Annotated in this window: 18 protein-coding genes; 6 read left to right on the forward strand and 12 right to left on the reverse strand. The window is 48.6% G+C overall.

What is annotated here, in order from left to right; all coding sequences use genetic code 11:
* Positions 1-36 precede the first annotated feature (36 nt).
* Positions 37-3,426, forward strand: coding sequence for a transcription-repair coupling factor (gene mfd, locus DXD78_RS02135; RefSeq protein ID WP_009036808.1), 3,390 nt, complete (start codon positions 37-39; stop codon positions 3,424-3,426).
* An 18-nt stretch (positions 3,427-3,444) separates the two neighbouring features.
* Here mfd and DXD78_RS02140 read toward each other — a convergent pair whose 3' ends face one another.
* The 7 genes from DXD78_RS02140 to DXD78_RS02170 form a co-directional block, all read right to left on the reverse strand.
* Positions 3,445-4,089, reverse strand: coding sequence for a hypothetical protein (locus DXD78_RS02140; RefSeq protein WP_005826687.1), 645 nt, complete (start codon positions 4,087-4,089; stop codon positions 3,445-3,447).
* Between the two features lie 35 nt (positions 4,090-4,124).
* A complete protein-coding gene (locus DXD78_RS02145; protein WP_009036809.1) occupies positions 4,125-5,963 on the reverse strand; it encodes a YgiQ family radical SAM protein in 1,839 nt (612 codons plus the stop codon).
* Positions 5,960-6,178 carry a sulfurtransferase TusA family protein gene (locus DXD78_RS02150; protein ID WP_005826683.1) on the reverse strand — a complete coding sequence of 73 codons (219 nt, stop codon included), beginning with the start codon at positions 6,176-6,178 and terminating at the stop codon, positions 5,960-5,962. The genes DXD78_RS02145 and DXD78_RS02150 overlap by 4 nt, the downstream gene beginning before the upstream one ends.
* A complete protein-coding gene (locus DXD78_RS02155) occupies positions 6,179-6,493 on the reverse strand; it encodes a hypothetical protein (RefSeq protein WP_009036810.1) in 315 nt (104 codons plus the stop codon).
* Between the two features lie 116 nt (positions 6,494-6,609).
* A complete protein-coding gene (locus tag DXD78_RS02160; RefSeq protein WP_009036811.1) occupies positions 6,610-9,540 on the reverse strand; it encodes a xanthan lyase in 2,931 nt (976 codons plus the stop codon).
* A gap of 148 nt (positions 9,541-9,688) precedes the next feature.
* Complete coding sequence (locus tag DXD78_RS02165; RefSeq protein ID WP_009036812.1) at positions 9,689-10,567, reverse strand: DUF4886 domain-containing protein; 879 nt, start codon at positions 10,565-10,567, stop codon at positions 9,689-9,691.
* Between the two features lie 169 nt (positions 10,568-10,736).
* Entirely contained in the window at positions 10,737-12,728 is a 1,992-nt protein-coding gene (locus DXD78_RS02170; protein ID WP_005826674.1) for a glucosamine-6-phosphate deaminase, read from the reverse strand.
* A 497-nt stretch (positions 12,729-13,225) separates the two neighbouring features.
* Here DXD78_RS02170 and DXD78_RS02175 point away from each other — a divergent pair, with 497 nt between their 5' ends.
* Positions 13,226-13,927 carry an SIMPL domain-containing protein gene (locus DXD78_RS02175; protein WP_009036813.1) on the forward strand — a complete coding sequence of 234 codons (702 nt, stop codon included), beginning with the start codon at positions 13,226-13,228 and terminating at the stop codon, positions 13,925-13,927.
* Here the strand turns inward: DXD78_RS02175 and DXD78_RS02180 are convergent.
* From DXD78_RS02180 to DXD78_RS02190, 3 genes are read right to left on the reverse strand one after another with little or no spacing between them, the layout of a single operon-like run.
* Complete coding sequence (locus tag DXD78_RS02180) at positions 13,899-14,705, reverse strand: amidohydrolase (protein ID WP_009036814.1); 807 nt, start codon at positions 14,703-14,705, stop codon at positions 13,899-13,901. The genes DXD78_RS02175 and DXD78_RS02180 overlap by 29 nt on opposite strands.
* A 22-nt stretch (positions 14,706-14,727) precedes the next feature.
* The gene (locus DXD78_RS02185; RefSeq protein ID WP_005826663.1) at positions 14,728-15,282 is read right to left on the reverse strand and encodes a 1-acyl-sn-glycerol-3-phosphate acyltransferase; all 555 of its coding nucleotides are present in this window, start codon (positions 15,280-15,282) and stop codon (positions 14,728-14,730) included.
* A gap of 1 nt (position 15,283) precedes the next feature.
* Positions 15,284-15,553, reverse strand: a complete 270-nt coding sequence (locus DXD78_RS02190; RefSeq protein ID WP_005826660.1) for a hypothetical protein — start codon at positions 15,551-15,553, stop codon at positions 15,284-15,286.
* A 303-nt stretch (positions 15,554-15,856) separates the two neighbouring features.
* On the opposite strand from DXD78_RS02190, the gene DXD78_RS02195 reads away from it, so the two are divergent.
* From DXD78_RS02195 to DXD78_RS02205, 3 genes are read left to right on the forward strand one after another with little or no spacing between them, the layout of a single operon-like run.
* Entirely contained in the window at positions 15,857-17,131 is a 1,275-nt protein-coding gene (locus DXD78_RS02195; protein ID WP_009036815.1) for an efflux RND transporter periplasmic adaptor subunit, read from the forward strand.
* 7 nt (positions 17,132-17,138) lie between these two features.
* Entirely contained in the window at positions 17,139-20,249 is a 3,111-nt protein-coding gene (locus DXD78_RS02200) for an efflux RND transporter permease subunit (RefSeq protein WP_005826654.1), read from the forward strand.
* Between the two features lie 17 nt (positions 20,250-20,266).
* Positions 20,267-21,643 carry an efflux transporter outer membrane subunit gene (locus tag DXD78_RS02205; RefSeq protein WP_009036816.1) on the forward strand — a complete coding sequence of 459 codons (1,377 nt, stop codon included), beginning with the start codon at positions 20,267-20,269 and terminating at the stop codon, positions 21,641-21,643.
* 90 nt (positions 21,644-21,733) lie between these two features.
* On the opposite strand, the gene DXD78_RS02210 is transcribed toward DXD78_RS02205, so the two are convergent.
* Positions 21,734-22,231 carry a cold-shock protein gene (locus DXD78_RS02210; protein WP_005826650.1) on the reverse strand — a complete coding sequence of 166 codons (498 nt, stop codon included), beginning with the start codon at positions 22,229-22,231 and terminating at the stop codon, positions 21,734-21,736.
* A 79-nt stretch (positions 22,232-22,310) separates the two neighbouring features.
* Complete coding sequence (locus DXD78_RS02215) at positions 22,311-22,616, reverse strand: RNA-binding protein (protein ID WP_005826648.1); 306 nt, start codon at positions 22,614-22,616, stop codon at positions 22,311-22,313.
* Positions 22,617-22,923: 307 nt separating this feature from the next.
* On the opposite strand from DXD78_RS02215, the gene DXD78_RS02220 reads away from it, so the two are divergent.
* Entirely contained in the window at positions 22,924-24,570 is a 1,647-nt protein-coding gene (locus tag DXD78_RS02220) for a diphosphate--fructose-6-phosphate 1-phosphotransferase (protein ID WP_117652474.1), read from the forward strand.
* Positions 24,571-24,604 lie beyond the last annotated feature (34 nt).

Consider the following 24,604-nt stretch of genomic DNA (forward strand, 5'->3'; position numbering starts at 1 on the left):
TATGAGAGGCAATACCGGGGGAAAAAGCGCAAAGCAATGAATATAACTGAACTGCAACAATCTTATGCTTCCCATCCCAATGTAGAGGGGGTGTGCAGGCTTCTGAAAGATAACTCTGTCCGTCACCTATATTGCGGAGGTTTATATGCCTCTGCCGCTTCTTTGTTTTCGTCTGTATTGGTTCAGCGGGCTACTTGTCCGCTCGTTTTCATTCTGGGCGATATGGAGGAAGCCGGTTATTTCTATCATGATTTGACGCAGATATTGGGGACAGAGCAGGTATTGTTTTTTCCTTCTTCGTTCCGCCGCGCCATCAAGTACGGGCAGAAGGATGCGGCAAACGAAATACTCCGTACAGAAGTGCTGAGTCGCCTGCAAAAAGGAGAAGAGGGGCTTTGCGTGGTGACCTATCCGGATGCGCTGGCCGAAAAGGTGGTCTCTCGTAAGGAACTGGGAGAGAATACACTGAAACTGCATGCAGGCGAGAGGGTGGATATGAACTTCGTGACGGACGTATTGCGCAGCTACGGTTTCGAATATGTGGACTACGTCTACGAGCCGGGGCAGTATGCCGTTCGTGGCAGTATTATCGACGTCTTTTCCTTCTCTTCCGAATATCCCTTCCGTATAGACTTTTTCGGCGATGAGGTGGAAAGCGTCCGTACCTTCGAGGTGGAAACACAGCTCTCGAAAGAGAAGAAAGAAAGCATCGTGATAGTTCCCGACTTGAGCCATAGCCTGGAAAAAAAGGGAAGCGGCGGCATGGTGTCGTTCCTCGATTTCCTTCCGTCGGACAGCTTGCTTGCCATGCGCGATTTTCTCTGGCTACGCGAACGCATCCAGACCGTGCACGACGAATCGCTTACCCCACAGGCCATCGCCGCCCGTGAGTCGGAGGAGAATGGAGCCATCACGCTGGAAGGCAAGCTGATTGATGGTGGCGAGTTCACCCTGCGCGCCCTCGATTTCCGCCGGATGGAGTTCGGCAACAAGCCCACCGGAACGCCGGATGCTACCATCTCGTTCCATACTACGGTACAGCCTATCTTCCATAAAAACTTCGACATGGTGGCGGAGAGTTTCCGCGAATACCTCTCCCGTCACTACACCATCTACATATGCAGCGACAGCCTGAAACAGACCGACCGCATCCGTGCCATCTTTGAGGACCGTGGAGACAACATATCCTTTACCGCCGTGGAACGGACACTGCACGAAGGCTTTGCCGACGACACTTTACGTATCTGTATTTTTACCGACCATCAGCTGTTCGACCGCTTTCACAAGTATAACTTGAAGAGCGACAAGGCACGCAGCGGCAAGGTGGCCTTGAGCCTGAAGGAGCTGAACCAATTCACCCCCGGCGACTATGTGGTGCATACCGACCACGGTGTGGGGCGTTTTGCCGGACTGGTACGTATCCCCAACGGTGACACCACGCAGGAGGTGATGAAGATTGTCTATCAGAACGAAGATGTGGTGTTTGTCTCCATCCACTCTCTGCACAAGGTTTCCAAGTACAAGGGAAAGGAGGGTGAAGCGCCCCGCCTCAACAAGCTCGGCACCGGAGCTTGGGAGAAGCTGAAAGACCGCACCAAGACGAAGATAAAGGATATTGCCCGCGACTTGATAAAACTCTACTCGCAACGCCGCGAGGAGAAGGGGTTCCAATACAGTTCCGACAGCTTCCTGCAACGGGAGTTGGAAGCCTCCTTCATCTATGAGGATACCCCCGACCAAAGCAAGGCTACTTCCGACGTGAAGGCCGACATGGAGAGTGCCCGTCCGATGGACCGCCTGGTGTGCGGTGACGTGGGCTTCGGCAAGACGGAGGTGGCTGTTCGTGCCGCTTTCAAGGCTGTGGCGGACAATAAGCAGGTGGCTGTACTGGTGCCCACTACCGTACTTGCCTATCAGCATTTCCAGACCTTCAAGGAGCGCTTGAAAGGCTTGCCTTGCCGGGTGGAGTATCTGAGTCGTGCCCGCACCGCTGTTCAGGCAAAGGCTGTAGTGAAAGGGCTTGCCGAAGGGGAAGTGAATATTCTTATCGGTACCCACCGTATCCTGGGAAAAGACGTTAAGTTCAAAGACCTTGGTTTGTTGATTATTGATGAGGAGCAGAAGTTCGGCGTCTCCGTCAAGGAGAAACTCCGCCAATTGAAGGTGAATGTGGATACGCTGACCATGACGGCTACACCCATTCCCCGTACCTTGCAGTTTTCGCTGATGGGTGCGCGCGACTTGAGCGTCATCCAGACACCGCCGCCTAACCGCTATCCCATCCAGACGGAAGTGCACACCTTCAACGAGGAAATCATTGCCGACGCCGTCAATTTTGAGATGAGCCGTAACGGGCAGGTATTCTTCGTGAATAACCGTATTTCCAATCTGGTTGAGTTGAAGGCCATGATAGAGCGGCACATTCCCGACTGCCGTGTCTGTATCGGACACGGACAGATGGAGCCTGCCGAACTGGAGAAGATAATCTTTGATTTCGTCAATTACGATTACGATGTGCTGCTTGCCACTACCATCATCGAAAGTGGCATCGACATACCCAATGCCAATACCATTATCATCAACCAGGCGCAGAACTTCGGCCTCAGTGACTTGCACCAGATGCGCGGACGTGTGGGGCGGAGCAATAAAAAAGCTTTCTGTTACCTGCTGGCACCGCCTTTGTCCTCCCTTACTCCCGAAGCAAAACGACGCCTGCAAGCCATCGAGAACTTCTCCGACCTGGGCAGTGGCATCCACATTGCCATGCAGGACCTTGACATCCGTGGCGCAGGCAATATGCTCGGTGCCGAACAGAGTGGTTTCATTGCCGACCTAGGCTACGAGACGTATCAAAAGATTCTCTCCGAAGCTGTGCACGAACTGAAGACCGACGAGTTTGCCGACCTTTATGCCGAAGAACTGAAAGCAGACGGAGGCGTCATCAGTGGAGAACAGTTTGTCGACGAATGCCAGGTGGAAAGTGACCTCGAACTTCTGTTGCCTGCCGATTACGTGACCGGCAGCAGCGAACGTATGTTGCTTTATCGCGAGTTGGACGGATTGACACTCGACAAGGATGTGGATGTTTTCCGTACCCGCCTCGAAGACCGCTTCGGTCCGATTCCTCCCGAAACGGAAGAGTTGCTGCGCATCGTTCCCTTGCGCCGCCTGGCTGCTCGGCTCGGGGTGGAAAAAGTCTTTCTGAAAGGTGGGCGCATGTCCCTGTTCTTCGTCTCCAATCCGGATAGCCCGTATTATCAGAGCCAGGCATTCGGCAAGGTCATTGCCTACATGATGAAGTACACCCGGCGTTGTGACCTGCGCGAACAGAACAACAAACGGAGTATGCTGGTGAAGGATGTCAGGACGGTGGAAGAAGCTGTCTGTGTGTTGCAGGAGGTAGTGGCAATGCAGGTGGAGGAGTAACTGTTGCCACTCCTGCCACTAACGTCCGAACTGCAAGGCGAATCCCAAATTGAAGAAAGTGATGTTGTTTTTGAACCAGCTATGGTCTACTCCGTCATCATACCCGTCTGTGTTATAAAGTCGTGCATCGGGGTTGGCAAACCAGTCTGCTGTCAGGAAATCACAGCGAATCATACCCGAGAGTTTACGGCTGATGCGGAACTCATAGCCTGCTGCGAAAGTTATTCCACAATATCCTTTATGGAAAAGGTGTCCGTTCCGTTCACCGCGTTTATATGTCCGTTCCTGATAGTTCATATACCCGATGCCGAACGAGAGGAACAGTCCTTGATTCCCGTTGCTCCACAAGGGCCGGTATGTGATGTTGGGGCGTATGCAGTGCAGATGTGCCTTATCCGGCAGGCGTGCCATGCGTAGATAGTCATATTGAAGTCCTGCGGCAAATAGGGGCGTGATGTAGTAGCGGCCTTCTGTCATCAGGTCATATCCCACCCGGTTGCCATTCTTGCTGAAGAAGTCATTACGGTTTCCCTCTACATGAGGTAAGGATACACCGCCACCGAAGATGATACTGTAATTTTGCGGCAGGCATTCGCTTTGTGCCAGCAGACCTGTCGCTCCAATGGGGAGTAGGGATAGGCAGAGGAGGAGGAATCGTTTCATGCAGTTGCTGTGAGTTTCTTGGAAATATCGTATTTTTATCGTTTCCCGTATAGCTTGTCTATCAAATCCGTCCGTCCTATCCGGCGCAGTTCGTTTATGATGTTCCTGCGCTCTTCGGGTTTGTACCAGAAGAAGAATTGGCGTTGAGCCAGTTTCTCGCGCTGCGTTTTGGCACTGAATACCGGTTCCAGCGTATAAGGATGGAAGCCCGTGTACCATGCTTCGGTGGCAACGGTCATGGGAGTAGGGGTAAAGTCTTGCACTTGCTCCAGATGGAAGTCCAGTCGCTTGGTGATGACGGCAAGTTCCGCCATATCTTCCTCCTTGCATCCGGGATGGCTGCTGATGAAATAAGGAATAAGCTGCTGGCGTAGTCCTTCTTCATGGTTAATCCTGTCGAATATCTTCTTAAACTCACCGAACTGGCTGAACGGAGGCTTGCGCATGATGTTGAGCACGCGGTCTGACGTATGCTCCGGTGCTACCTTCAGGCGACCGCTGACATGGCGGGCAATGAGTTCGCGGGTATATTCCTGCGTACTTTTGTTAGTGTTCGGGTCCTTGCTCTGGTGCAGCAGCAGGTCATAGCGTATACCGCTGCCAATGAAGGACTTCTTGATGCCGGGCAGGGCATCTACGGCATGATAGATGTCGAGCAGCGGACGGTGGTCCGTATTCAGGTTGGGGCATACCTTGGGGTAGATGCACGACGGGCGTTTGCATTTCCTGCAGACGGCCTCATCCCGTCCCTTCATGCGGTACATATTGGCCGACGGGCCTCCCAAATCGCTCAAATAACCCTTGAAGTCTGGCAGCTCCGTGATGGCTTTCACCTCTTTCAGAATGCTCTCCTTGCTGCGGCTTACGATGAATTTGCCCTGGTGTGCGGAGATGGTGCAGAAGGCACATCCTCCGAAACATCCGCGATGCAGGTTGACGGAGAACTTTATCATGTCGTATGCCGGAATACGTTTTCCCTTGTATTTGGGATGGGGCAGGCGCGTGTATGGCAAGTCGAAAGAACGGTCGAGTTCAGCTTCCGTCAAAGGGGGATAGGGAGGATTGACTACTACCGTCAGCTTGCCGCTCTTTTGCAAGATGCGGGATGCTGTATATTTGTTGCTTTCCTCCTCGATATGACGGAAGTTGGCAGCTTCTTTCTTTTTATCTTTCAGACATTCTTCATGGGAAAAGAGGGTGATATCCCCTTCTTGTACCACTACTTCCTTGTCAAGGTAAACCATTTGGGGAATATCGGCGATGAGCTTTTTGAAGCTTGGGGCGTCCATCTGTGTCTGTTGGCGTTTCAGCCTTTCCGCAAGTTCCACCACCGGTTTCTCTCCCATACCGTAGATGAGTGAGTCGGCTCCGCTGTCGAGGAGGATGCTGGGGCGTACACGGTCCTGCCAATAGTCATAGTGCGTCAGGCGGCGCATGCTTGCCTCGATGCCGCCCAGTACGACGGGGACATCGGGGAATAGCTTCTTTAATATCTGGGTATATACAATGGAAGGGTACTCCGGACGCATATCCGGACGTGCATCCGGGGTATAGGCGTCATCACTGCGCAAGCGTTTGTTGGCAGTATATTTGTTGACCATCGAATCCATACAGCCGGGACTGATGCCGAAGAACAGACGGGGACGTCCCAGTTTTTTGAAGTCGCGCAAGTCGTCGCGCCAGTTGGGTTGGGGGATGATGGCTACGCGCAATCCTTCTGCTTCGAGGATGCGGCCTATGACGGCGGCTCCAAAAGAAGGGTGATCCACGTAGGCGTCACCGCTGAAAAGTATTACATCCAATTCGTCCCAACCACGCAGTTCCACTTCTTTCTTGGTAGTAGGAAGCCAGTCTGTAAGGCGATATTCTTTCATTTGCACATTAAAAACTGTAATGTCATCCGTTCTCCGTCGTAAATCTCACGGAAGCCTATCTGCTGCTCGGAAAGATACTCTTTCATGTCATTGAAGGCAGCAGCGTCGTCCATGATGATTTCCAGCTTCTCGCCTTTTCCGGCCTCGCACATGGCTTTGATGGCAGGGATTAAAGGGCTGTAATGCTGTTGTCCGCAGGTGTCGATGGTTTTCATTTATTCTTCTTCTATGGTGTCTTGTTGGGAAAGCCATTGCAGATAGAGCTTGATGAGCTGTTGTAGTCCGAAGGCCTTCATGTTGTTGTGATAGATAACGTCGATACAGAGGTCGAGCAGGTCTTTGCTGTCTTCCTCTTGCGAGGCGATGAGGGAGCGGATGTTCAGTTTCAACTTGTCGAGCACGGTTTCGTCCACAATACCGTTGCTGTCGATGAGATGGCGGAAGAGGCCGTATTTCTCGATGGTGGCAAGATTCTCTTCAGAAACTTCTAAACTACGGGTTCCGCTGGGGTTGGCTTGTATAGTGTACATGATGTTTAATGTTTAGTGGTTAATGTTTAATGATTAATGGAAGCAAAGATAGTTTTTTCACTACAGATTACACAGATTTTCACAGATTATTTATAGGGATTGCTATTTTGTCTGTGTTAATCTGTGTAATCTGTGGTGAGAAAGCGGAGTATGGATGCCATAATTACATTTCTGGATGTTTCTTCCCGGATGCTTTCAAAAGGGAATCCCATGACAAAAGTGCGATAATCACTGCCTTGATAGGCTACGGCGGCGGGTGTGTTGCCGATGGCATAGGTCATGACTGGAAAAGCGGGAGACATGGGCAGGATGCAATCAGGGGAAGTGACCGGATAGCTTTGCTCATTCGGCAGGCGGGGAAGGGTGAAGGTATGCCCCAGTCCCCGGACAGCGATTTTGTCCCCGTCTGTTTTCAGAGAGTTGCCATGCCGGTACTTCAAGATATTCTGAATAAATTCTTTATTGCCCTGCGAGCTGTCCATATCGGTGCCTACGTAAGCACCGCTGACCAGGAGATGACCTCCCGACTGGCAATAGGAAGTCAGTATGCGCTGCATGGGCGAGGAGAATGTTTTGTAGTAGGTATTGCGTGCCGGATTGCTGGAATTGTCTTCTTTCTCAAGTCCGAGGATATAGTCCACTATCGGATAATCCTCCAATGAGAGGATGCCCTTTTCCACAGCCTCGTCGCTGCATGAGACGAAGCTGTAATTTCCGGCTGCCTGGATGGCTTTGCCATGTACGAAGGGGTAATCGAAAGTGTTTCCGATGATTTTCATGCCTTCGTATTCGTCACTGCTCTCTCCCAGACGTCGTCCTGCTTCCTTTCGGCTGAAATTCTGCTGGGCGCCGCAGAGGGAGATGTCATAGAGATAGGGTACGCCGGGATCTTGTGACAGGTCGAAGCCTGCCGCATCGGGGGTGTCTATAACGGCAGGCCCGCTGATGCGGTCGAATCCGTTGACGATAAGTATCTGTCCTTTTTCACGCTTTGCCTTGTAGGCGGCAAGAATTTCCGAAGGGAAGCTTTCGCCACCCCGGTTTACAGCGGTTACTTTAAAGGAATAGACGATGCCCGGTTCTATTTTTACGGTATGGGATGGGGAGCTGACGCGTACGCCATTGTCAAATCCTCCACGACCGATACGTGTATATACAATGTATTCACGTGGCTTGGCAGTCGGCTCCAACGGGTCTTCCTCTCCTTGCCAGGAAAGCTCTAAAGTATTCTTCTTTTGACCGAAGCGGATGGCAAAGTGGCTGACGGGAAGGGGTTGGACAACGTAGTCTTTGCCGTGCTGGCTGCATATGTATTGCAGAATGGCTTTATAGAGCGCACGCCCGACGGTGAACTTGAAGTTAGGGTCATGTCCCAAGCGCATATCTGCGAAGTTCTGGTGCGACAACAGTTCTACGATGGTGGAAGGGACGGCGGGCAGGCGTGTTTCACTGTAGTTGCGGTTCCATAGGCTGCGGCGTGTCCAGTCTACGTTGAAGGTAGAGCGGATATCACGCTGCAACTGCGTTAGCAGAATGTCCGAAAGGTCACGGGAGGCATGGCGGTCTGTACCGGCATGCAGTCGGCCGTTGTTGAAGTTGGTGGTATAAATGCCGAGAGTGCCTATAATCTCATCTTCCTTACTGAAACCGGCATCGCTATGCAGGGCCATACTCATTTCAAAGGGGATGCCCAAACCTTCTTCCGTTGGGTTGGATAGTGATTTTCCTGCAAGGTAATTCACTGTACGGGAACGTACGTTGATGTCGTCGTTCATATCATTCTTTCCCTCATAGCCTCCATAGACGGGATAGGGCATACCTGCCCATTGGGCAAAGTAGCGTGCGCCTTCCAGGTATCTGGGCAAGCCGCTGGTTTGTCCCCCGCGGGCAATGTTGCCCATGCCCCCTCCAAAGCGGACGGCATCGGCACAGACCACGCCTTTCTCTTTGCTTTCGTTGCTCAATACCACCATGCCGTAGTCGTTCCGGCCTTTGTCAAAAGTGAATGTGCCGAGGTACACCCATGTGCCGCTTCCTATTTGCTGGTTCACCTTGAACTCCGTGACGCCTCCATTGTGAAATACAAGATATTTGGCATCGCTTACGCTGCCCGGCAGTGTTTGGTAAGATACGTATACAGCATATTCTCCCGTTTCCGGAATATCGGGTACCCATTCGGCAAAAGCCTTGTCTTTCTTCTTTTCAGTTTTGGCAAAGCGTGCCGTGCCGGAGAGGAAAGGGTTTTCATTGTCTTGATAGACTCGTTTCCGTTGGGCAAATCCGGGTCGGGAGGTCTGTTCCCAACGTGCTTTCCGGCTTTTCACGTCCAGATAAAGGGAACCTTGTCCTCCATGTCCGCTCAGGCTACCGTCATTGTCTACGATGACTTCCTGCTTCTGCGTGTCCCTTTCGCGGGGAGTGAATACATTGGCTCCTGCATTCTCTAGCATGGGCAGGAGGTAGGGCAGGATGAAGGATTGGGTGAACTGGTCTTCTGTAGTGCAGAACAGCCTCGGGCGTTGCCATCCCCATTTGTCCTTGTCATTGATATAATATTTCCCGTGGCTTTGCCAAAGGGCGATGTGGCGTCCTTCCAGTCCGCGGGTGATGTCGTAGGGGCGCGAGGTACGGGTTACCCAGGGGGTACCTTTGTATTCCAGGTGGCTGAACAGACGTGCCTTGTCTTTCTTCCCTTTCCGGTAGAGGTTGGGGATAAGCTCTTCGATGCTCTTCCCGTCAGCAAAGACGGTGAGGTCGAAATAGTTCACCGGTCCTGGCAGGATTTGTCCCAGATGGCGGTAAATGGCATCAACGGTTTCAGGCCGTAGAGGCTGGTAGGCAAAGCGCTCGTTTGTATAGACAAGCAATTTCTTCTTCCGGAAGTCAATGCGGAAACTATCCAGCTTGCAGGTACCGATGTTGGCCGTATGGGTGGTGTATTCCCTAAAGAATGTCTGGAGGCGTTCTTCCACATTCTGCTCTAGTTCTTGTGCCGGAAGGAGGAATCCACACAAGAGCCATATGCCGGTTAGGATAAGTTTTTTCATACTGATGAAATATTGAAGTTGCCAATATCTGCTTTTACCAGACGGTGGTGCGTGCAAAAGTACATAAAAGAAAGCTTCACTGATGAGCGGGTTACTTTCTTTTTATTATTTTGCAGACATATAAGTAAGTCTTAAGAATTAAAAAGCATTAATCGGCAATCTTTTTCAGTTCTGTCAGTTCCGTAACTTTGTCCGGATAGAGGATGGCGTTGTGCGCAGCCATTTGAGCTGCTTTCTTATGGATTGGGTCCATTCCTTCGGGAGAATATGGGTTTTCTGTTACATTCTGATGGGTCAATGCCTCAAACCATGTGCAGGCAGCTGTATATCTGCCTATGGTTAAGTCAAGGTGGTATCCGTCCCTATTCATATGGTCGCCGATAAAGGAGGTACGTGCATTTTGTATGGCGGTTCCCGAAGGGATAATTTTCTTGATACCCACCAGGTTGGCGGCTTTCTTTACTGCATCCACAATGCTGGTGTACATTTTCATTTGGTTCTGGTCATAGTTTTTGAATCCGGTGTGGTTGGCATTGGTAGCATAAGCCCATGTCTGGTGCACCATTAATACGGTTTCCTTTCCAATTCGTTCCCTGATATAGTTAACCAATTCAGGTAGGGAAGCTTTGTAGCTGTCATAGATACCAGACAAAGGGCTGGCCTGCTGAACACTGATATAGTCCCATTTCTCATCGGCCAGTGCTTTCTCAATAGTCATTGACCGGGTTTCTGTTTTTTCCCCGTCTTTCTCTACTTTGCGATAGGCATAGGCCGGAGCGTTGTTGCGTATGTTTTGCACGTGCCGTTCCAGTGAACATCCTCCGATAAACATATTGCCGATAATCATGGTGATACCTTCAGCTTCTCCCAGTTCGTGCAAATATTGCTCTACTGCATCTTGTGAAAAGCTGTTGCCTATTGCCAATACTTTGATGGTGTCGTTATTGGCATGGTATCCATTTGCAAACAATGTAAATGGCGTGAGTAGGAATAAAATGACAAGGATGTTGATAGCATACTTTTTCATAATGGTGTTTGTTTTTAAGTTTTGTCGTTTCGATAAATAAGTAACAAAATTATTTGATTGTTTTTATATCTGCAAATATTCCTTGGGAATATAAGAAGGCTGAGACATGAAAAAATGAGATGCATTGCCGGAGCAATACATCTCATCCTATTGTTAATATTTTATCCGTTTATAGCGGAATGTATTCCACAAAGGCTTCCATCGCCTCATAGGAAGCAAGTCCGAGGCTGTCATACAAGGCAGCTGTTCCGCGGTTACGGTCCTCGCTGCGTTGCCAGAACAGACGTTCGTCATTGCCCAGGAACGGTGCGCTTTCCATCTGCGATTGATGCTTCAGGATAGAGTTACGCTTGGCACGCAGTTCTTCCGGGCTGATGGGCACAGCCATCTCGATGTTTTCGATTTCCCATTCGGCCCATGCACCGCGGTACATCCAGATGCGGCATTCCTTCAACCATTTGGCACCTTCTTCTTTTTCCAAGTCAATGGCGGCAAATACGGCGTCCGTACAAACACGGTGTGTGCCGTGCGGGTCGGCCAGGTCGCCGGCAACGAAAATCTGATGGGGTTTCACTTCACGCAATAGGTTGCGTACAATTTCCACGTCTGCTTCGCTGATAGGATTCTTCTGTATCTTGCCCGTTTCGTAGAATGGCAGGTCAAGGAAATGACAGTGATCCAGAGGGATATTATTGTATGTACATGCAGTGCGTGCCTCGCCACGGCGAATCAGTCCCTTGATGGTCAAGATGTCGCGTGTATCCATGTCACCGTCTTTCTTCTCCTTCAAGTATTTACGGATTTCAGTATATTTGTCATTGATGACCTGGTCTTCGCTGTTGTTGAAGATTTGGTTGAACCCGTTGATGAAGTGCAGGAAGCGGATAACTTCTTCATCGCCTACGGCAATGTTACCGGAAGTTTCGTAAGCCACATGCACGTCATGTTTCTGCTCTACCAGACGACGGATGGTGCCTCCCATGGAGATAACGTCATCATCGGGATGCGGAGAAAATACGACCACACGTTTTGGATAGGGCTTTGCACGCTCAGGACGATAGGTGTCGTCAGCATTCGGCTTGCCGCCCGGCCATCCGGTGATGGTATGTTGCAGGTCATTGAATATCTTGATGTTCACGTTATAGGCTGAGCCGAACAATGCCAGCAGTTCGCTCAGACCGTTTTCGTTGTAGTCCTTGTTGGTCAGTTTCAGAATGGGTTTTCCGGTGAGTTGGCACAACCAGACGATGGCACTGCGGATGAGCTTGTCGTTCCATTCGCAGGAGGTTACCAGCCAGGGGCGTTGGATACGCGTCAAATTGGCGGCGGCAGACAAGTCGATAGCTACATGTGCATTGTTGTGAGTCTGCAGATAAGATGCAGGGATAGTATCTGTTACCGGACCTTCAACGCATTCTTTCACCTTTTGCGCTTTCTCCTCACCCCATGCCAGCAGATATATTTTCTTTGCCGAGAGGATGGTGGCTACTCCCATGGTGATGGAGCTGATGGGGGTATTTTCAATGCTACCGAACATCTTGGAAGCTTCATTGCGGGAGTCGTTGTCCAGCAATATCAGACGAGTGGTAGAGTTCAGGCGTGAACCCGGTTCATTGAAACCTATATTACCTACACGGCCAATGCCCAGCAAAGCGATGTCTAAGCCACCGAAACTTTCAATGCGCTGCTCGTAAAGACGGCAATATTCAAAGATGGCGTCTTTGGCGATGGTGCTGTCGGGGGTGAAAACATTCTGTTTGTCAATGTCCACATGGTCTATCAGCATTTCCTTCAATGCGTTGAAGTTGCTGTTGATGGCATTGGGAGCTAATGGATAATATTCGTAGAGGTTGAATATGACTACGTTGCGGAAACTTAATCCCTCTTCCTGGTGCATACGTACCAAGTCTGCATATACATTGCGCGGAGAGTTACCGCCTGCCAGTGCCAAGACACAGAAACGTCCCGCCTTTTGCTTGTCACGGATTAACTGTGCAATGTCAAGGGCAATCTGGTTGGCGCCTTCTTCCGCAGACTCATAAATATCTGTCGGGATTTTTTCCAGTCGGGTCAATACCGACCGTTCAAATGCATTCTCAGGTCTATAGTACCTGGGGGAGACTCTGTTGAGAGTGATTTGAGAGCTTAGATTGGTTTTCATAAAATTTATTATTAATAAATGATTAAGTATTGAACTGTTCTTTCAATCAACAAATATACGAAAAACAATGTTCATCCGCATATTGCTGAAGATTAATTAAGAAATACTGGTCGTCCCATATCTCATATGGGTTTTGACGGTTGTACGGAAAGTGTCTTCGGTCATTCCATAAAGTCACGGCCAACCGCCACCGTGAGTATGGATTTTACGTTGGGTCAACATAGGATTTAGGGGTTAGAATTATTAAATTAATCATGTTGTCGCTTTGACATTGTTTCGAAGGACAAAAATAGGTACTTTTTGGAGAAGATGTACTCCTTCTTTTGGGTATTTTCATTAAATACTCTAAAAAAGAGGATTTGGTGCATTTTGTATAATGTCTCGTTCGTTTGGGGTATAAGTGAGGATAATCATATAAAAATAGACCATTCATCGCACTTTTTGTCGTTTGGGTTTGTTATATTTGTGTGTGTTTATAAACTCTAAAATATCAATGTATGAAAAGCTGGAAAGTAGAAGCAGCCATCATAGCCGTGGGGCTGCTTTTGTTGGGAATCATGGTAAAAGGCGGTATCAACAATTTTGTGAATAAGGACCGTGTGGTCAGTGTGAAAGGGCTGGCCGAAATGGAAGTGCCTGCCGACAAGGTAGTCTGGCCTCTTGTCTACAAAGACATAGGTAATGACCCTGCACTGCTTTATGCCAATATGGAGAAGAAAAACACTGCCGTCGTGAGTTTCCTTGAAAACAACGGTATTGAGAAGGAGGAAATCAGTATTGCACCGCCCGAAGTGATTGACATGCAGGCCGAACGTTACGTTGACCGCAACGTGGCCTATCGTTATAATGCCACGTCTGTCATCACTGTCACTTCCAAGAATGTGGATAGGGTGCGTAAGCTCATGTCGGGGCAGGCTGAACTCTTGAAGCAGGGTATTGCCATCACGGGAGGGGATTATAAATATAATGTGTCTTATGAATTCACCGGTCTCAACGAAGTGAAGCCCAGAATGATAGAGGAGGCCACGAAGAACGCTCGTGCTGCAGCCGAGAAGTTTGCCAAGGATTCGGACAGTGAACTGGGGAAAATCCGCAATGCCTCGCAAGGGCAGTTCTCCATAAGTGACCGCGATGCCTATACTCCTTATATAAAAAGCGTACGTGTAGTGACTACTGTGAACTATTATTTGAAGAAATAACGAACTCGTCCGCATCTTTCCAAGCGGGAAACTTTAGCCTGAACTCCTGCAGGGAGGAAAGGTTGAGGGAGGCGGTGGCAATCGCCTCTTCGTTGTCGGGCACAGTGGCAAGCACTTCCCCCTTCGGAGAGTAGACCACACTGCCTCCGCTGTGTGGAATGTCTCTGCCGTCCTTGCCGATACGGTTGACACCGCAGACATAACTGATGTTTTCCAGCGCGCGCGCTTGCAGCAGGATGTCCCAGACTTTCCGGCGGGGAATGGGCCAGTTGGCGACGTAAATCAGGAGGTCGTATTCATTGCTCGTATTGCGGCTCCAGACCGGGAAACGAAGGTCATAGCATACAAGCAGCAGTATATTCCAGCCGCGATATCGGATGATGGGACGCCGGTTGCCGGGGGTGAAATGTTCTGTCTCGTGCCCCATCCGGAAGAGGTGGCGTTTGTCGTAATAGTAAGCATTGCCTTCGGGCGTAAGGAAGAATGCGCGGTTGTAGTAGGATGGCTTTCCGCCTTCCGAGGCTGTTTCGCAGGCAATATAGCTGCCGGCAAGAGCAAGCCGGTACTCTTCGGACCATTGGCGCAGTGTTGCGATGGTTTCTCCCGTTGTGGGTTCGGCCAAGCTGGCGGTGTCCATACTAAAGCCGGTGGAGAATGTTTCCGGTAAAACAACAATCTCCGTTGTTCCACGAAGAGTTTCTAACTTCTCGCGGAGACGACGGAGATTTTCTTGTTTATTTTCCCAGACGATGTCTGTTTGCAAGATGCTTATTCGCATGGCATTAATGCTTAATACCTGATTAGATATTTCCTAAATCAAAATTTTCGGGATTTTTTCCTTTAAAGTTCTTGAAGTACAGTTTTATCTCGCGCATATCCTTTTCGATGTCTCCGGTAGGCATGACAGCCTTGGTAGAGGAGATGGTCTTGGAAGGATAATCAATCCCGATAAGCATGATGGGCACTTGTGCTTTAAGTGCTATGTAATAAAAACCTTTCTTCCAGTTGGGATTGGCTTTACGGGTTCCTTCCGGTGTAATAGCCAGGTGGAAATGCTTGCTGTTTGCAAACTTTTCGGTCATTTGGTCCACTAAGGAAGATTTACGTCCCCGGTTCACCGGAATGCCGCCAACGGCTTTGAATATCAGTCCCAGAGGAAAAAAGAACCATTCCTTTTTCATCATGAAACTGGTCTTGCGGCCGATGGCACCATAAAACAATTTACCGATAAATAAGTCCCAATTGGAAGTATGGGGTGCCGCACAAATTACACATTTGTCGTAGTCGGGCACCGTCACGTTTGTCTTCCAGCCCAGCAGGCGATAATAAATGAAGCTATAAAAGGCTTTCTTCATCTTATTTCAGTTTGCCCATTGCGTCAATAATTTCGTCTACTTTTGCATTGAAGTCAGCACGAAGTTTTTTGTAGAAACCTTTTACATTTCCTGGCTCGGTGTGGCTGATGCGGCTTATGAATTCATCTTGCATTTTCAGAATTTCAGCCATCAGTTCATCGGCTTTTTGTTTGTCTGTTCCAGGCACATATAAGCTGTTTACAAGACACTCTGTGAACAATTCACCTGCAATATAGTTTATATTCTTCTTTAGTTCTTTTCTACTTGCCATAATCTTTACGTTTAAAATGAATAATCTGAATTATTTTCGGTAAAGATAATGTTTTTCTTTGTTAGTGTAGAGCAAAAAAGGGTTTTTATGTGTTTTTAATTTAGTAGTTTTGTGGAATTATTCCACAAACTGTGGACACATTCCACAGGGAAAAATGGAGGATGCCACCATGAATAAAGAACTGCCGTCTGCTTTTCTGCTTGATATATAGTTTGTTAGACGTAATGGATGAGATGGTGATAGATTGGCATCGGATTTGCTTTAATAGAAAGAAACAGGGTTAAATTTAATATACAAACAAGCATGAGACAGTCTTTTACGAAAAAAGAATTGAAACTAAAGAAGAAGAGGTTGCTGATGATGGTTGCCTGCATGGCGGTATTGTTGGCAGGTTACGTTATTCTGACTTGGCCTAAGAAGGTGGAATCGGAAGCTCCTACCGTGATTGTGGAATCTGCGGAAAAAGGAGATGTGGAGATATATGGCGAGTACGTGGGACGTATTCGCGCTCAGCAGTTTGTAGAGGTACGTGCGCGTGTGGAAGGGTATTTGGAGAATATGCTTTTCGCAGAAGGAACATATGTCACCAAGAACCAGGTACTTTTTGTGATAAACCAGGACCAGTATAGGGCAAAGGCTGACAAAGCTCGTGCACAGTTAAAGAAGGATGAAGCGCAGGCATTGAAGGCAAAGCGCGATTTGGAGCGTATCCGCCCCCTCTATGCGCAGAACGCTGCCAGCCAGCTGGATTTGGACAATGCCCAGGCTGCTTACGAGACTGCAGAAGCCTCAGTAGCGATGAGCCAGGCCGATTTGGACCAGGCTGAATTGGAATTGGGATATACGTTGGTCCGTTCTCCGCTATCGGGACATATCAGTGAAAGAAATGTGGATTTGGGAACATTGGTCGGACCGGGAGGCAAGTCCTTGCTGGCTACGGTTGTGAAAAGTGATACGGTTCTGGTAGATTTCAGCATGACGGCATTGGATTACCTGAAAAGCAAGGAACGGAATATCGATATAGGGCGTCAGGACTCTACACGTTCCTGGCAGCCGAACATTACGATTACTTTGGCGGATAATACCGTCTATCCTTATAAGGGCTATGTGGATTTTGCCGAACCTCAGGTGGACCCTCAGACCGGAACATTCTCCGTACGTGCAGAAATGCCGAATCCTGACAGAGTGTTGTTGCCGGGGCAGTTTACAAAGGTGAAGCTGTTGCTGGATGTACGTGAGGGTGCTGTCGCCGTTCCTCAAAAGGCAGTTACCATTGAGAAAGGTGGTGCATATATTTTTGTGATGCGCCGGGACTCTACGGTTGAAAAGCGTTTCATTGAGTTGGGACCTGAATTTGGCAACAATTGGGTGGTTGAACGTGGTCTGGCTGCCGGAGAACAAATTGTGACGGAAGGTTTCCACAAGCTGACTCCGGGTATGAAAGTACGTGCCCAGGTTGCCGTTCCTAAAAAGGAGGAAGAACAGACGAGTGATTCTCTGAACAAGCAGGTTGTTTCCGAAACGAAGCAGACTACTCCGACTGAGAATAAATCAAAGGACAACAACCCTTCAAAGTAATGATGTTATGAAAGTAAGTTTCTTTATAGACCGCCCGGTATTCTCGGCGGTGATATCGATTGTGATTGTAATTGTCGGTATCATTGGCCTGACCATGCTGCCGGTAGACCAATATCCGCAGATAACGCCTCCCGTAGTGAAAATCAGTGCTTCCTATCCGGGAGCCAGTGCATTGACTGTTTCGCAGGCGGTGGCAACCCCTATCGAGCAAGAGATAAACGGTACTCCCGGTATGCTGTACATGGAGTCCAACAGTTCTAATTCCGGAGGATTTTCAGCTACGGTCACTTTCGACGTGTCTGCCGACCCGGATTTGGCTGCCGTAGAAATACAGAACCGTGTGAAACTGGCGGAGAGCCGTTTGCCAGCCGAAGTGATTCAGAACGGTATTTCTGTGGAAAAGCAGGCTCCCAGCCAGTTGATGACCATCTGTCTGACTTCCAGTGACCCGAAGTTCGACGAAATTTATTTGAGTAACTTTGCTACTATCAATGTACTCGACTTGTTGCGCCGTATCCCCGGTGTTGGACGTGTTTCCAACATTGGCAGTCGCTACTATGCCATGCAGATATGGGCGTTGCCCGACAAACTTGCCAACTTCGGACTGACGGTGCAGGATTTGCAGAATGCCCTGAAGGACCAGAACCGTGAGTCTGCTGCGGGTGTTTTGGGACAACAGCCGGTGAAGGGACTCGACATTACTATCCCTATCACTACCCAGGGACGCTTAAGTTCGGCAAAGCAGTTTGAGGACATTGTGGTCCGTGCCAATGCCAACGGTTCCATTATCCGTCTGCGCGATGTGGCGCGTGTTTCATTGGAAGCATCTTCATATAGCACAGAGAGTGGCATCAACGGTGAGAATGCTGCCGTTCTCGGTATCTATATGCTTCCCGGGGCCAATGCAATGGAAGTTGCAAAGAGCGTAAAGGCTGCTATGGAGGAAATCAGTGCAAATTTCCCTGAGGGGATGAGTTATGAGATTCCCTTCGACATGACGACTTATATTTCCGAATCCATTCACGAAGTGTACAAGACGTTGTTCGAAGCGCTGATTCTGGTGGTGCTGGTTGTATTTCTATCCTTGCAAAGTTGGCGTGCGACGGTGATACCGATTGTTGCGGTACCTATTTCCCTGATTGGTACCTTCGGTTTCATGCTTATTTTCGGTTTCTCTCTGAACATACTGACTTTGCTTGGATTGATTCTCGCCATCGGTATTGTGGTGGATGATGCCATTGTGGTGGTGGAGAATGTAGAACATCTTATGGAGACGGAGAAATTGAGCCCGTATGAAGCTACCAAAAAGGCGATGAACGGATTGGCAAGTGCCTTGATTGCCACATCGTTGGTGCTCTGTGCCGTGTTTGTGCCAGTAAGTTTCTTGAGCGGAATCACCGGACAGTTATACCGTCAGTTTACCATTACTATCGCCGTTTCCGTATTGCTTTCTACGGTAGTGGCCCTGACGCTTAGTCCCGTCATGTGTTCGCTCATATTGAAGCCCGACAGTGGAAAGAAAAAGAACATAGTTTTCCGCAAAATCAATGAATGGCTGAACTTGGGCAATCACAAATACGTGGCTGTCATTAACCGGGTCATCAGGAATCCCCGCCGCTTGATGAGTGCGTTCGGCCTGGTACTGGTTGCCATTTTCATTATCCACCGGTTGGTGCCTACCAGCTTCCTGCCGGTAGAAGACCAGGGCTATTTTAAGATAGAGTTGGAGTTGCCGGAAGGTGCTACTTTGGAGCGAACCCGTGTGGTGACCGACCGTGCCGTGCAATACTTGGAGAAGAATCCCTATGTGGCCTATGTGCAGAACGTGACGGGTAGCAGCCCCCGTGTGGGTAGCAACCAGGCACGCAGTGAGCTGACGGTTATTCTGAAACCGTGGGAAGAGCGTAAGGGGATTTCCATCGATAAGATAATGGAGAATGTGGAGAAGGATTTGAAGGAATATCCCGAATGCAAGGTCTATCTTTCCACGCCTCCGGTCATTCCGGGATTGGGTACCTCGGGAGGTTTCGAAATGCAGCTTGAGGCGCGTGGAGAGGCGACGTTTGACAACTTGGTGCAGGCGGCAGATACGCTGATGTATTATGCCCAGAAGCATAAGGAGCTGACGGGGCTTTCATCATCCTTGCAGTCTGAAATACCGCAACTTTATTTTGATGTGGACCGTGATAAGGTGAAAATGCTGGGTGTGCCCCTGGCGGATGTATTCTCTACCATGAAGGCCTATACCGGTTCAGTATATGTGAATGACTTCAATATGTTCAACCGTATATATAAGGTGTATATCCAGGCCGAGGCTCCTTATCGTGAGCATAAGGACAATATCAACTTGTTCTTTGTAAAGGCAAAAGACGGAGTGATGGTGCCGCTTACTTCCTTGGGAAATGCCTCTTATACCACCGGTCCGGGCAGTATCAAGCGTTTCAATATGTTTACCACTGCCGTCATCCGCGGTTCTGCGGCACAAGGCTACAGTTCCGGCCAGGCAATGGAGATTATGGAGCAGATTGCACGTAACCACTTGCCGGACAATATCGGTCTGGAGTGGAGTGGCCTTTCCTATCAGGAAAAGAAGGCGGGAGGACAGACGGGTCTTGTGCTTACGCTGGTATTCCTTTTCGTATTCCTCTTTTTGGCTGCGCAATATGAAAGTTGGACGGTGCCTATCGCTGTATTGCTTTCACTGCCGGTTGCCGCTTTGGGTGCCTATCTGGGCGTTGTGATATGCGGATTGGAGAATGATATTTATTTCCAGATCGGCTTGGTGATGCTGGTGGGGCTTGCGGCAAAGAATGCCATTTTGATTGTGGAGTTTGCCAAGGTGCAGGTTGACAAGGGAGGAGACTTGATACAGTCTGCCATCCATGCTGCCCAACTCCGTTTCCGGCCTATCCTGATGACTTCCCTCGCCTTTGTATTGGGAATGCTTCCTATGGTGTTGGCAAGCGGACCGGGCTCGGCGAGCCGTCAGGCCATCGGTACGGGTGTTTTCTTCGGAATGATATTTGCCATTGTATTCGGTATTGTGCTTGTACCGTTCTTCTTTGTCCTGGTATACAAGACAAAAGCCAAAGTGCAGCATAAGATTAAGAAAGACTGATTTTAAAGACAACGTTTATGAAAAGAAAGAACATATATATTATTTTGTTGCTGAGTATGTTTGCCCTTACCTCATGCAAGGTGGGCAAGAGCTATGTGCGTCCGGAGATGGCATTGCCGGATAGCCTGGCACAGCAGCAGGATAGCATGAGCATAGCCGATGAACAGTGGCAGGCAGTTTATACGGACAGCACGCTGCGTGCTTTGATAGACCGTGCTCTGGAATATAACAAAGACATGCTGATTGCAGCTTCCCGTGTCAAGGAGATGGCTGCCCAAAAACGTATCAGTGTTGCCAACCTTCTGCCGCAGCTCACCGGAAAGGTGGAGGCTGAGCGCGAGGTGGAGATTTACGGTGGTCATAGCCGTGATGTAGGCAATACTTACGAAGCCAAGGCGTTGCTCTCTTGGGAACTGGACCTTTGGGGAAACTTGAGATGGAAAAAAGTGGCTGCTGTGGCCGAATATTTGCAAAGTGTGGAGGCGCAGCGTGCGTTGCGCATGACCATCGTTGCCGAAGTGGCGCAGGCTTATTATGAGCTGGTAGCCCTTGATACGGAACTGGAGATTGTGCGCCAGACACAAAAGGCGCGTGAAGAGGGAGTGCGCTTGGCGCGTATCCGTTTTGAAGGAGGGCTGACCTCGGAGACCTCTTATCAACAGGCTCAAGTGGAGTTGGCTCGTACGGCTACTCTTGTTCCGGATTTGGAACGCCGTATCTCTCTGAAAGAAAATGATATATCCTTCCTTGTGGGGGAATTCCCTACCCGTATCAAGCGTGTCAATTTTCTGCAGGAACTGGATGTGCCGGAGTCCTTACCGGTAGGTCTGCCTTCGGATTTGTTGGAACGTCGCCCCGATGTCCGTGCGGCAGAGCAGCAGTTGAAGGCTGAACATGCCAGAGTGAAAGTTGCTTATACCAATATGTTCCCCCGTCTGGCCCTGACCGGACAATTTGGATTGGAAAGTGATGTGTTGTCCAATTTTCTGGAATCCCCCTATTCCTTATTGAATGGGGCGGTCTTGGCACCGCTTTTCGGTTGGGGAAAGAACCGTGCTGCATTGAATGCACAGAAGGCTTCTTTTGAAGCCGAAGTGCATAGCTATGAAAAGACAGTGCTGAATGCTTTTAAGGAAGCGAAGAATGCCATTGTGGATTTCAATAAGATAAAGGAGGTCTACCAACTGCGTGCCAAACTTGAACGTTCTGCCAAGGGATATGTGGATTTGGCACAGTTGCAATACATCAACGGCGTCATCAATTATATGGATGTGCTCGATGCCCAGCGTGGTTATTTCGATGCCCAAATAGGGGTGAGCAATGCCATCCGCGACGAACTTATTGCCATGGTAAATGTCTATAAGGCATTGGGGGGTGGCTGGCAAACCGAATGACGTGTGATTAAAGAAGACAGCAAGGGCGTGTATGTATCGAAATATTTGATGGTATATACACGCCCTTGTTCTATAATTGGCTTATTTCATCTAGGATTCTGTATTTAGAGTCTCCTTGTTTTCTTTCTTTTCCTTTGCCTTTTCTACTTCAAGAGCTACGTTTACGGCATTCATGCCTTTAAGGCCACGTTCGAGGTCGAACGTCACAATATTGTTTTCTGCTATATCTGTCAGCACATTATTAATGTGGAAAAAGTATTTTTCGACCCCGGATAAGTCCTTGATGAAGCCGAAGCCTTTCGATTCATTGAAAAACTCGATACGTCCTCTGCGGATGACCGGTTCTTCCTTGTCTTTTTTGGGAGTTGATATGACGATTTCTTCCAGCTTTATTTCTTCTTTGGGAGTGTTTTCTGCCGGAGGAGTAGAGGTTATCATGCCGTTTTCGTCAACATAGGCAATCATATCTTCAAAGCTATTGGCTTTGTTGGATAGTTTTTTTTCTTCTTTCTTTTTTTGTTTTTCAGCTCGTCGGGCGAGTCTTTTCTTTTCATTTTCACGCTTGTCTGCGGAGATGGATTTGGCCATGTATTTTTATTTATTGAGTTATAAAAAAAGCAGGGGGTATTGCTACAACACCTCCTGCTTTTGTCAGTAGTTAAGAATATTAATATCTTCTAGAGTTGTAACCGCCTCTTCTGTCGCGATTGCCGCCATTGGAAGGTCTTTCTTCGCGGGGGCGTGCCACGTTTACCGAGATTTGTTTGTGGTCAAATTCAGCACCGTTCAATTCGTCAATGGCTTTTTGGCCTGCTGCATCGTCCGGCATTTCTACGAAACCGAAACCTCTGGATCTTCTTGTTTCTCTGTCTGTAATGATTCTTGCAGAAGAAACTTCTCCGTACTCTGAAAATAAATCGTTTAAGTCAGCGTCTGTTGTGCTGAAATTTAAACCTGAAATGTAAATGTTCATTTGAAATTTTAATTAATTGTAATTATTAAATTGGAGTATGGAGAATAATTATGGAAGAGACCGCCTAATAATAGTTGTATATTAAAAGAAGAACAATGCGATAACGACTCGTAACTCAAACTTTGCGGCAAAGATAACACAATAAATCAGTTAATTGCTTTCTTCTCCTTTTTATTTTAGGATAAAAAACGATAAATGTCATTTTATACATTATTTCGGCCTCTCGTTTGCATATCTTACGAAAAAAAGCGAAATTTGCGACGCTTTTAAACGGAACTTTACTAACACCTTTAAATAATTAAGAGAAATGACTAAAAGTGCATTGCAAATTGCAAGGGCTGCCTATCAGCCCAAACTTCCGAAAGCGCTGAAAGGAACTGTTAAGGCTGCAGAAGGCGCAGCTACTCAGTCTGTTGCTGACCAGGAAGAAATCAAGAAATTGTTCCCCAATACGTACGGAATGCCTTTGATTAAGTTTGAAACTACCGATGAGGTGGTTAACTTCCCCGCAATGAACGTGGGTGTTATCCTTTCCGGTGGACAGGCTCCTGGCGGTCACAATGTGATTTCCGGTATTTTCGACGGTATCAAGAAGCTGAACAAAGACAGCAAATTGTATGGCTTTATTCTGGGTCCTGGCGGCTTGGTTGACCATAATTATATGGAACTGACTGCTGACATCATTGATGAATACCGCAATACGGGTGGTTTTGACATCATCGGTTCGGGCCGTACCAAGCTGGAAAAGGAAGAACAGTTTGAGAAAGGTTATGAAATCCTGAAAGAACTCGGCATCAAGGCATTGGTTATCATCGGTGGCGATGACTCCAACACTAATGCTTGCGTACTGGCTGAATACTATGCTGCCAAGAATTATGGCGTGCAGGTAATAGGTTGCCCCAAGACCATCGACGGTGACTTGAAGAATGATATGATTGAAACTTCTTTCGGTTTCGATACTGCTTGCAAGACTTACTCTGAAGTAATCGGCAACATCCAACGTGACTGTAACTCTGCTCGTAAATACTGGCACTTCATCAAGTTGATGGGACGTTCCGCTTCTCATATCGCTTTGGAATGTGCATTGCAGGTTCAACCCAATATGTGTATCATCTCTGAAGAGGTTGAAGCTAAGGATATGTCTTTGGACGACATCGTGACCAGCATTGCCAAGGTCGTTGCTGAACGTGCAGCCCAGGGTAACAACTTCGGTACGGTTCTTATCCCCGAAGGATTGGTTGAATTCATCCCGGCCATGAAGCGTCTGATTGCTGAGTTGAACGACTTCCTTGCTGCCAATGCAGAAGAGTTTGCTCAAATTAAGAAATCTCACCAACGCGATTATATCATCCGTAAACTCTCTCCGGAGAATGCGGTCATCTACGCAAGCTTGCCCGAAGGCGTGGCTCGCCAGTTGTCTCTGGACCGCGACCCGCACGGAAACGTACAGGTATCTCTGATTGAAACAGAAAAGTTGCTGTCCGAAATGGTTGGCACTAAGCTGGCTCAGTGGAAAGAAGAGGGCAAGTTCGTAGGCAAGTTTGCTGCACAGCACCACTTCTTCGGTTACGAAGGACGTTGCGCTGCTCCGTCTAACTTCGACGCTGACTACTGCTACTCTTTGGGTTATGCAGCATCTGCATTGATTGCTAACGGAAAGACCGGTTACATGTCTTCTGTACGCAACACTACTGCTCCTGCCGAAGAATGGATTGCAGGCGGTGTGCCCATCACTATGATGATGAACATGGAACGTCGCCACGGTGAAATGAAGCCAGTTATCCAGAAGGCTCTGGTGAAGCTGGACGGTGCTCCGTTCAAGGCATTCGCTGCTCAGCGTGACCGTTGGGCTATGGAAACAGACTACGTTTATCCAGGCCCTATCCAGTACTTCGGTCCGACAGAAGTTTGCGACCAGGCTACGAAGACTTTGCAGCTGGAGCAGGCTAAATAAGTTGATGCATCAACAAGTTGACAATAAAACGGAG

Source organism: Bacteroides sp. D20 (assembly GCF_003436255.1).
GTDB lineage: Bacteria > Bacteroidota > Bacteroidia > Bacteroidales > Bacteroidaceae > Bacteroides > Bacteroides uniformis.

Excerpts from the sequence above, each read along its gene's own strand:
- mfd (WP_009036808.1), top strand. The coding sequence starts at position 37 with ATGAATATAACTGAACTGCAACAATCTTATGCTTCCCATCCCAATGTA.
- DXD78_RS02140 (WP_005826687.1), bottom strand. The coding sequence starts at position 4,089 with ATGAAACGATTCCTCCTCCTCTGCCTATCCCTACTCCCCATTGGAGCG.
- DXD78_RS02145 (WP_009036809.1), bottom strand. The coding sequence starts at position 5,963 with ATGAAAGAATATCGCCTTACAGACTGGCTTCCTACTACCAAGAAAGAA.
- DXD78_RS02150 (WP_005826683.1), bottom strand. The coding sequence starts at position 6,178 with ATGAAAACCATCGACACCTGCGGACAACAGCATTACAGCCCTTTAATC.
- DXD78_RS02155 (WP_009036810.1), bottom strand. The coding sequence starts at position 6,493 with ATGTACACTATACAAGCCAACCCCAGCGGAACCCGTAGTTTAGAAGTT.
- DXD78_RS02160 (WP_009036811.1), bottom strand. The coding sequence starts at position 9,540 with ATGAAAAAACTTATCCTAACCGGCATATGGCTCTTGTGTGGATTCCTC.
- DXD78_RS02165 (WP_009036812.1), bottom strand. The coding sequence starts at position 10,567 with ATGAAAAAGTATGCTATCAACATCCTTGTCATTTTATTCCTACTCACG.
- DXD78_RS02170 (WP_005826674.1), bottom strand. The coding sequence starts at position 12,728 with ATGAAAACCAATCTAAGCTCTCAAATCACTCTCAACAGAGTCTCCCCC.
- DXD78_RS02175 (WP_009036813.1), top strand. The coding sequence starts at position 13,226 with ATGAAAAGCTGGAAAGTAGAAGCAGCCATCATAGCCGTGGGGCTGCTT.
- DXD78_RS02180 (WP_009036814.1), bottom strand. The coding sequence starts at position 14,705 with ATGCGAATAAGCATCTTGCAAACAGACATCGTCTGGGAAAATAAACAA.
- DXD78_RS02185 (WP_005826663.1), bottom strand. The coding sequence starts at position 15,282 with ATGAAGAAAGCCTTTTATAGCTTCATTTATTATCGCCTGCTGGGCTGG.
- DXD78_RS02190 (WP_005826660.1), bottom strand. The coding sequence starts at position 15,553 with ATGGCAAGTAGAAAAGAACTAAAGAAGAATATAAACTATATTGCAGGT.
- DXD78_RS02195 (WP_009036815.1), top strand. The coding sequence starts at position 15,857 with ATGAGACAGTCTTTTACGAAAAAAGAATTGAAACTAAAGAAGAAGAGG.
- DXD78_RS02200 (WP_005826654.1), top strand. The coding sequence starts at position 17,139 with ATGAAAGTAAGTTTCTTTATAGACCGCCCGGTATTCTCGGCGGTGATA.
- DXD78_RS02205 (WP_009036816.1), top strand. The coding sequence starts at position 20,267 with ATGAAAAGAAAGAACATATATATTATTTTGTTGCTGAGTATGTTTGCC.
- DXD78_RS02210 (WP_005826650.1), bottom strand. The coding sequence starts at position 22,231 with ATGGCCAAATCCATCTCCGCAGACAAGCGTGAAAATGAAAAGAAAAGA.
- DXD78_RS02215 (WP_005826648.1), bottom strand. The coding sequence starts at position 22,616 with ATGAACATTTACATTTCAGGTTTAAATTTCAGCACAACAGACGCTGAC.
- DXD78_RS02220 (WP_117652474.1), top strand. The coding sequence starts at position 22,924 with ATGACTAAAAGTGCATTGCAAATTGCAAGGGCTGCCTATCAGCCCAAA.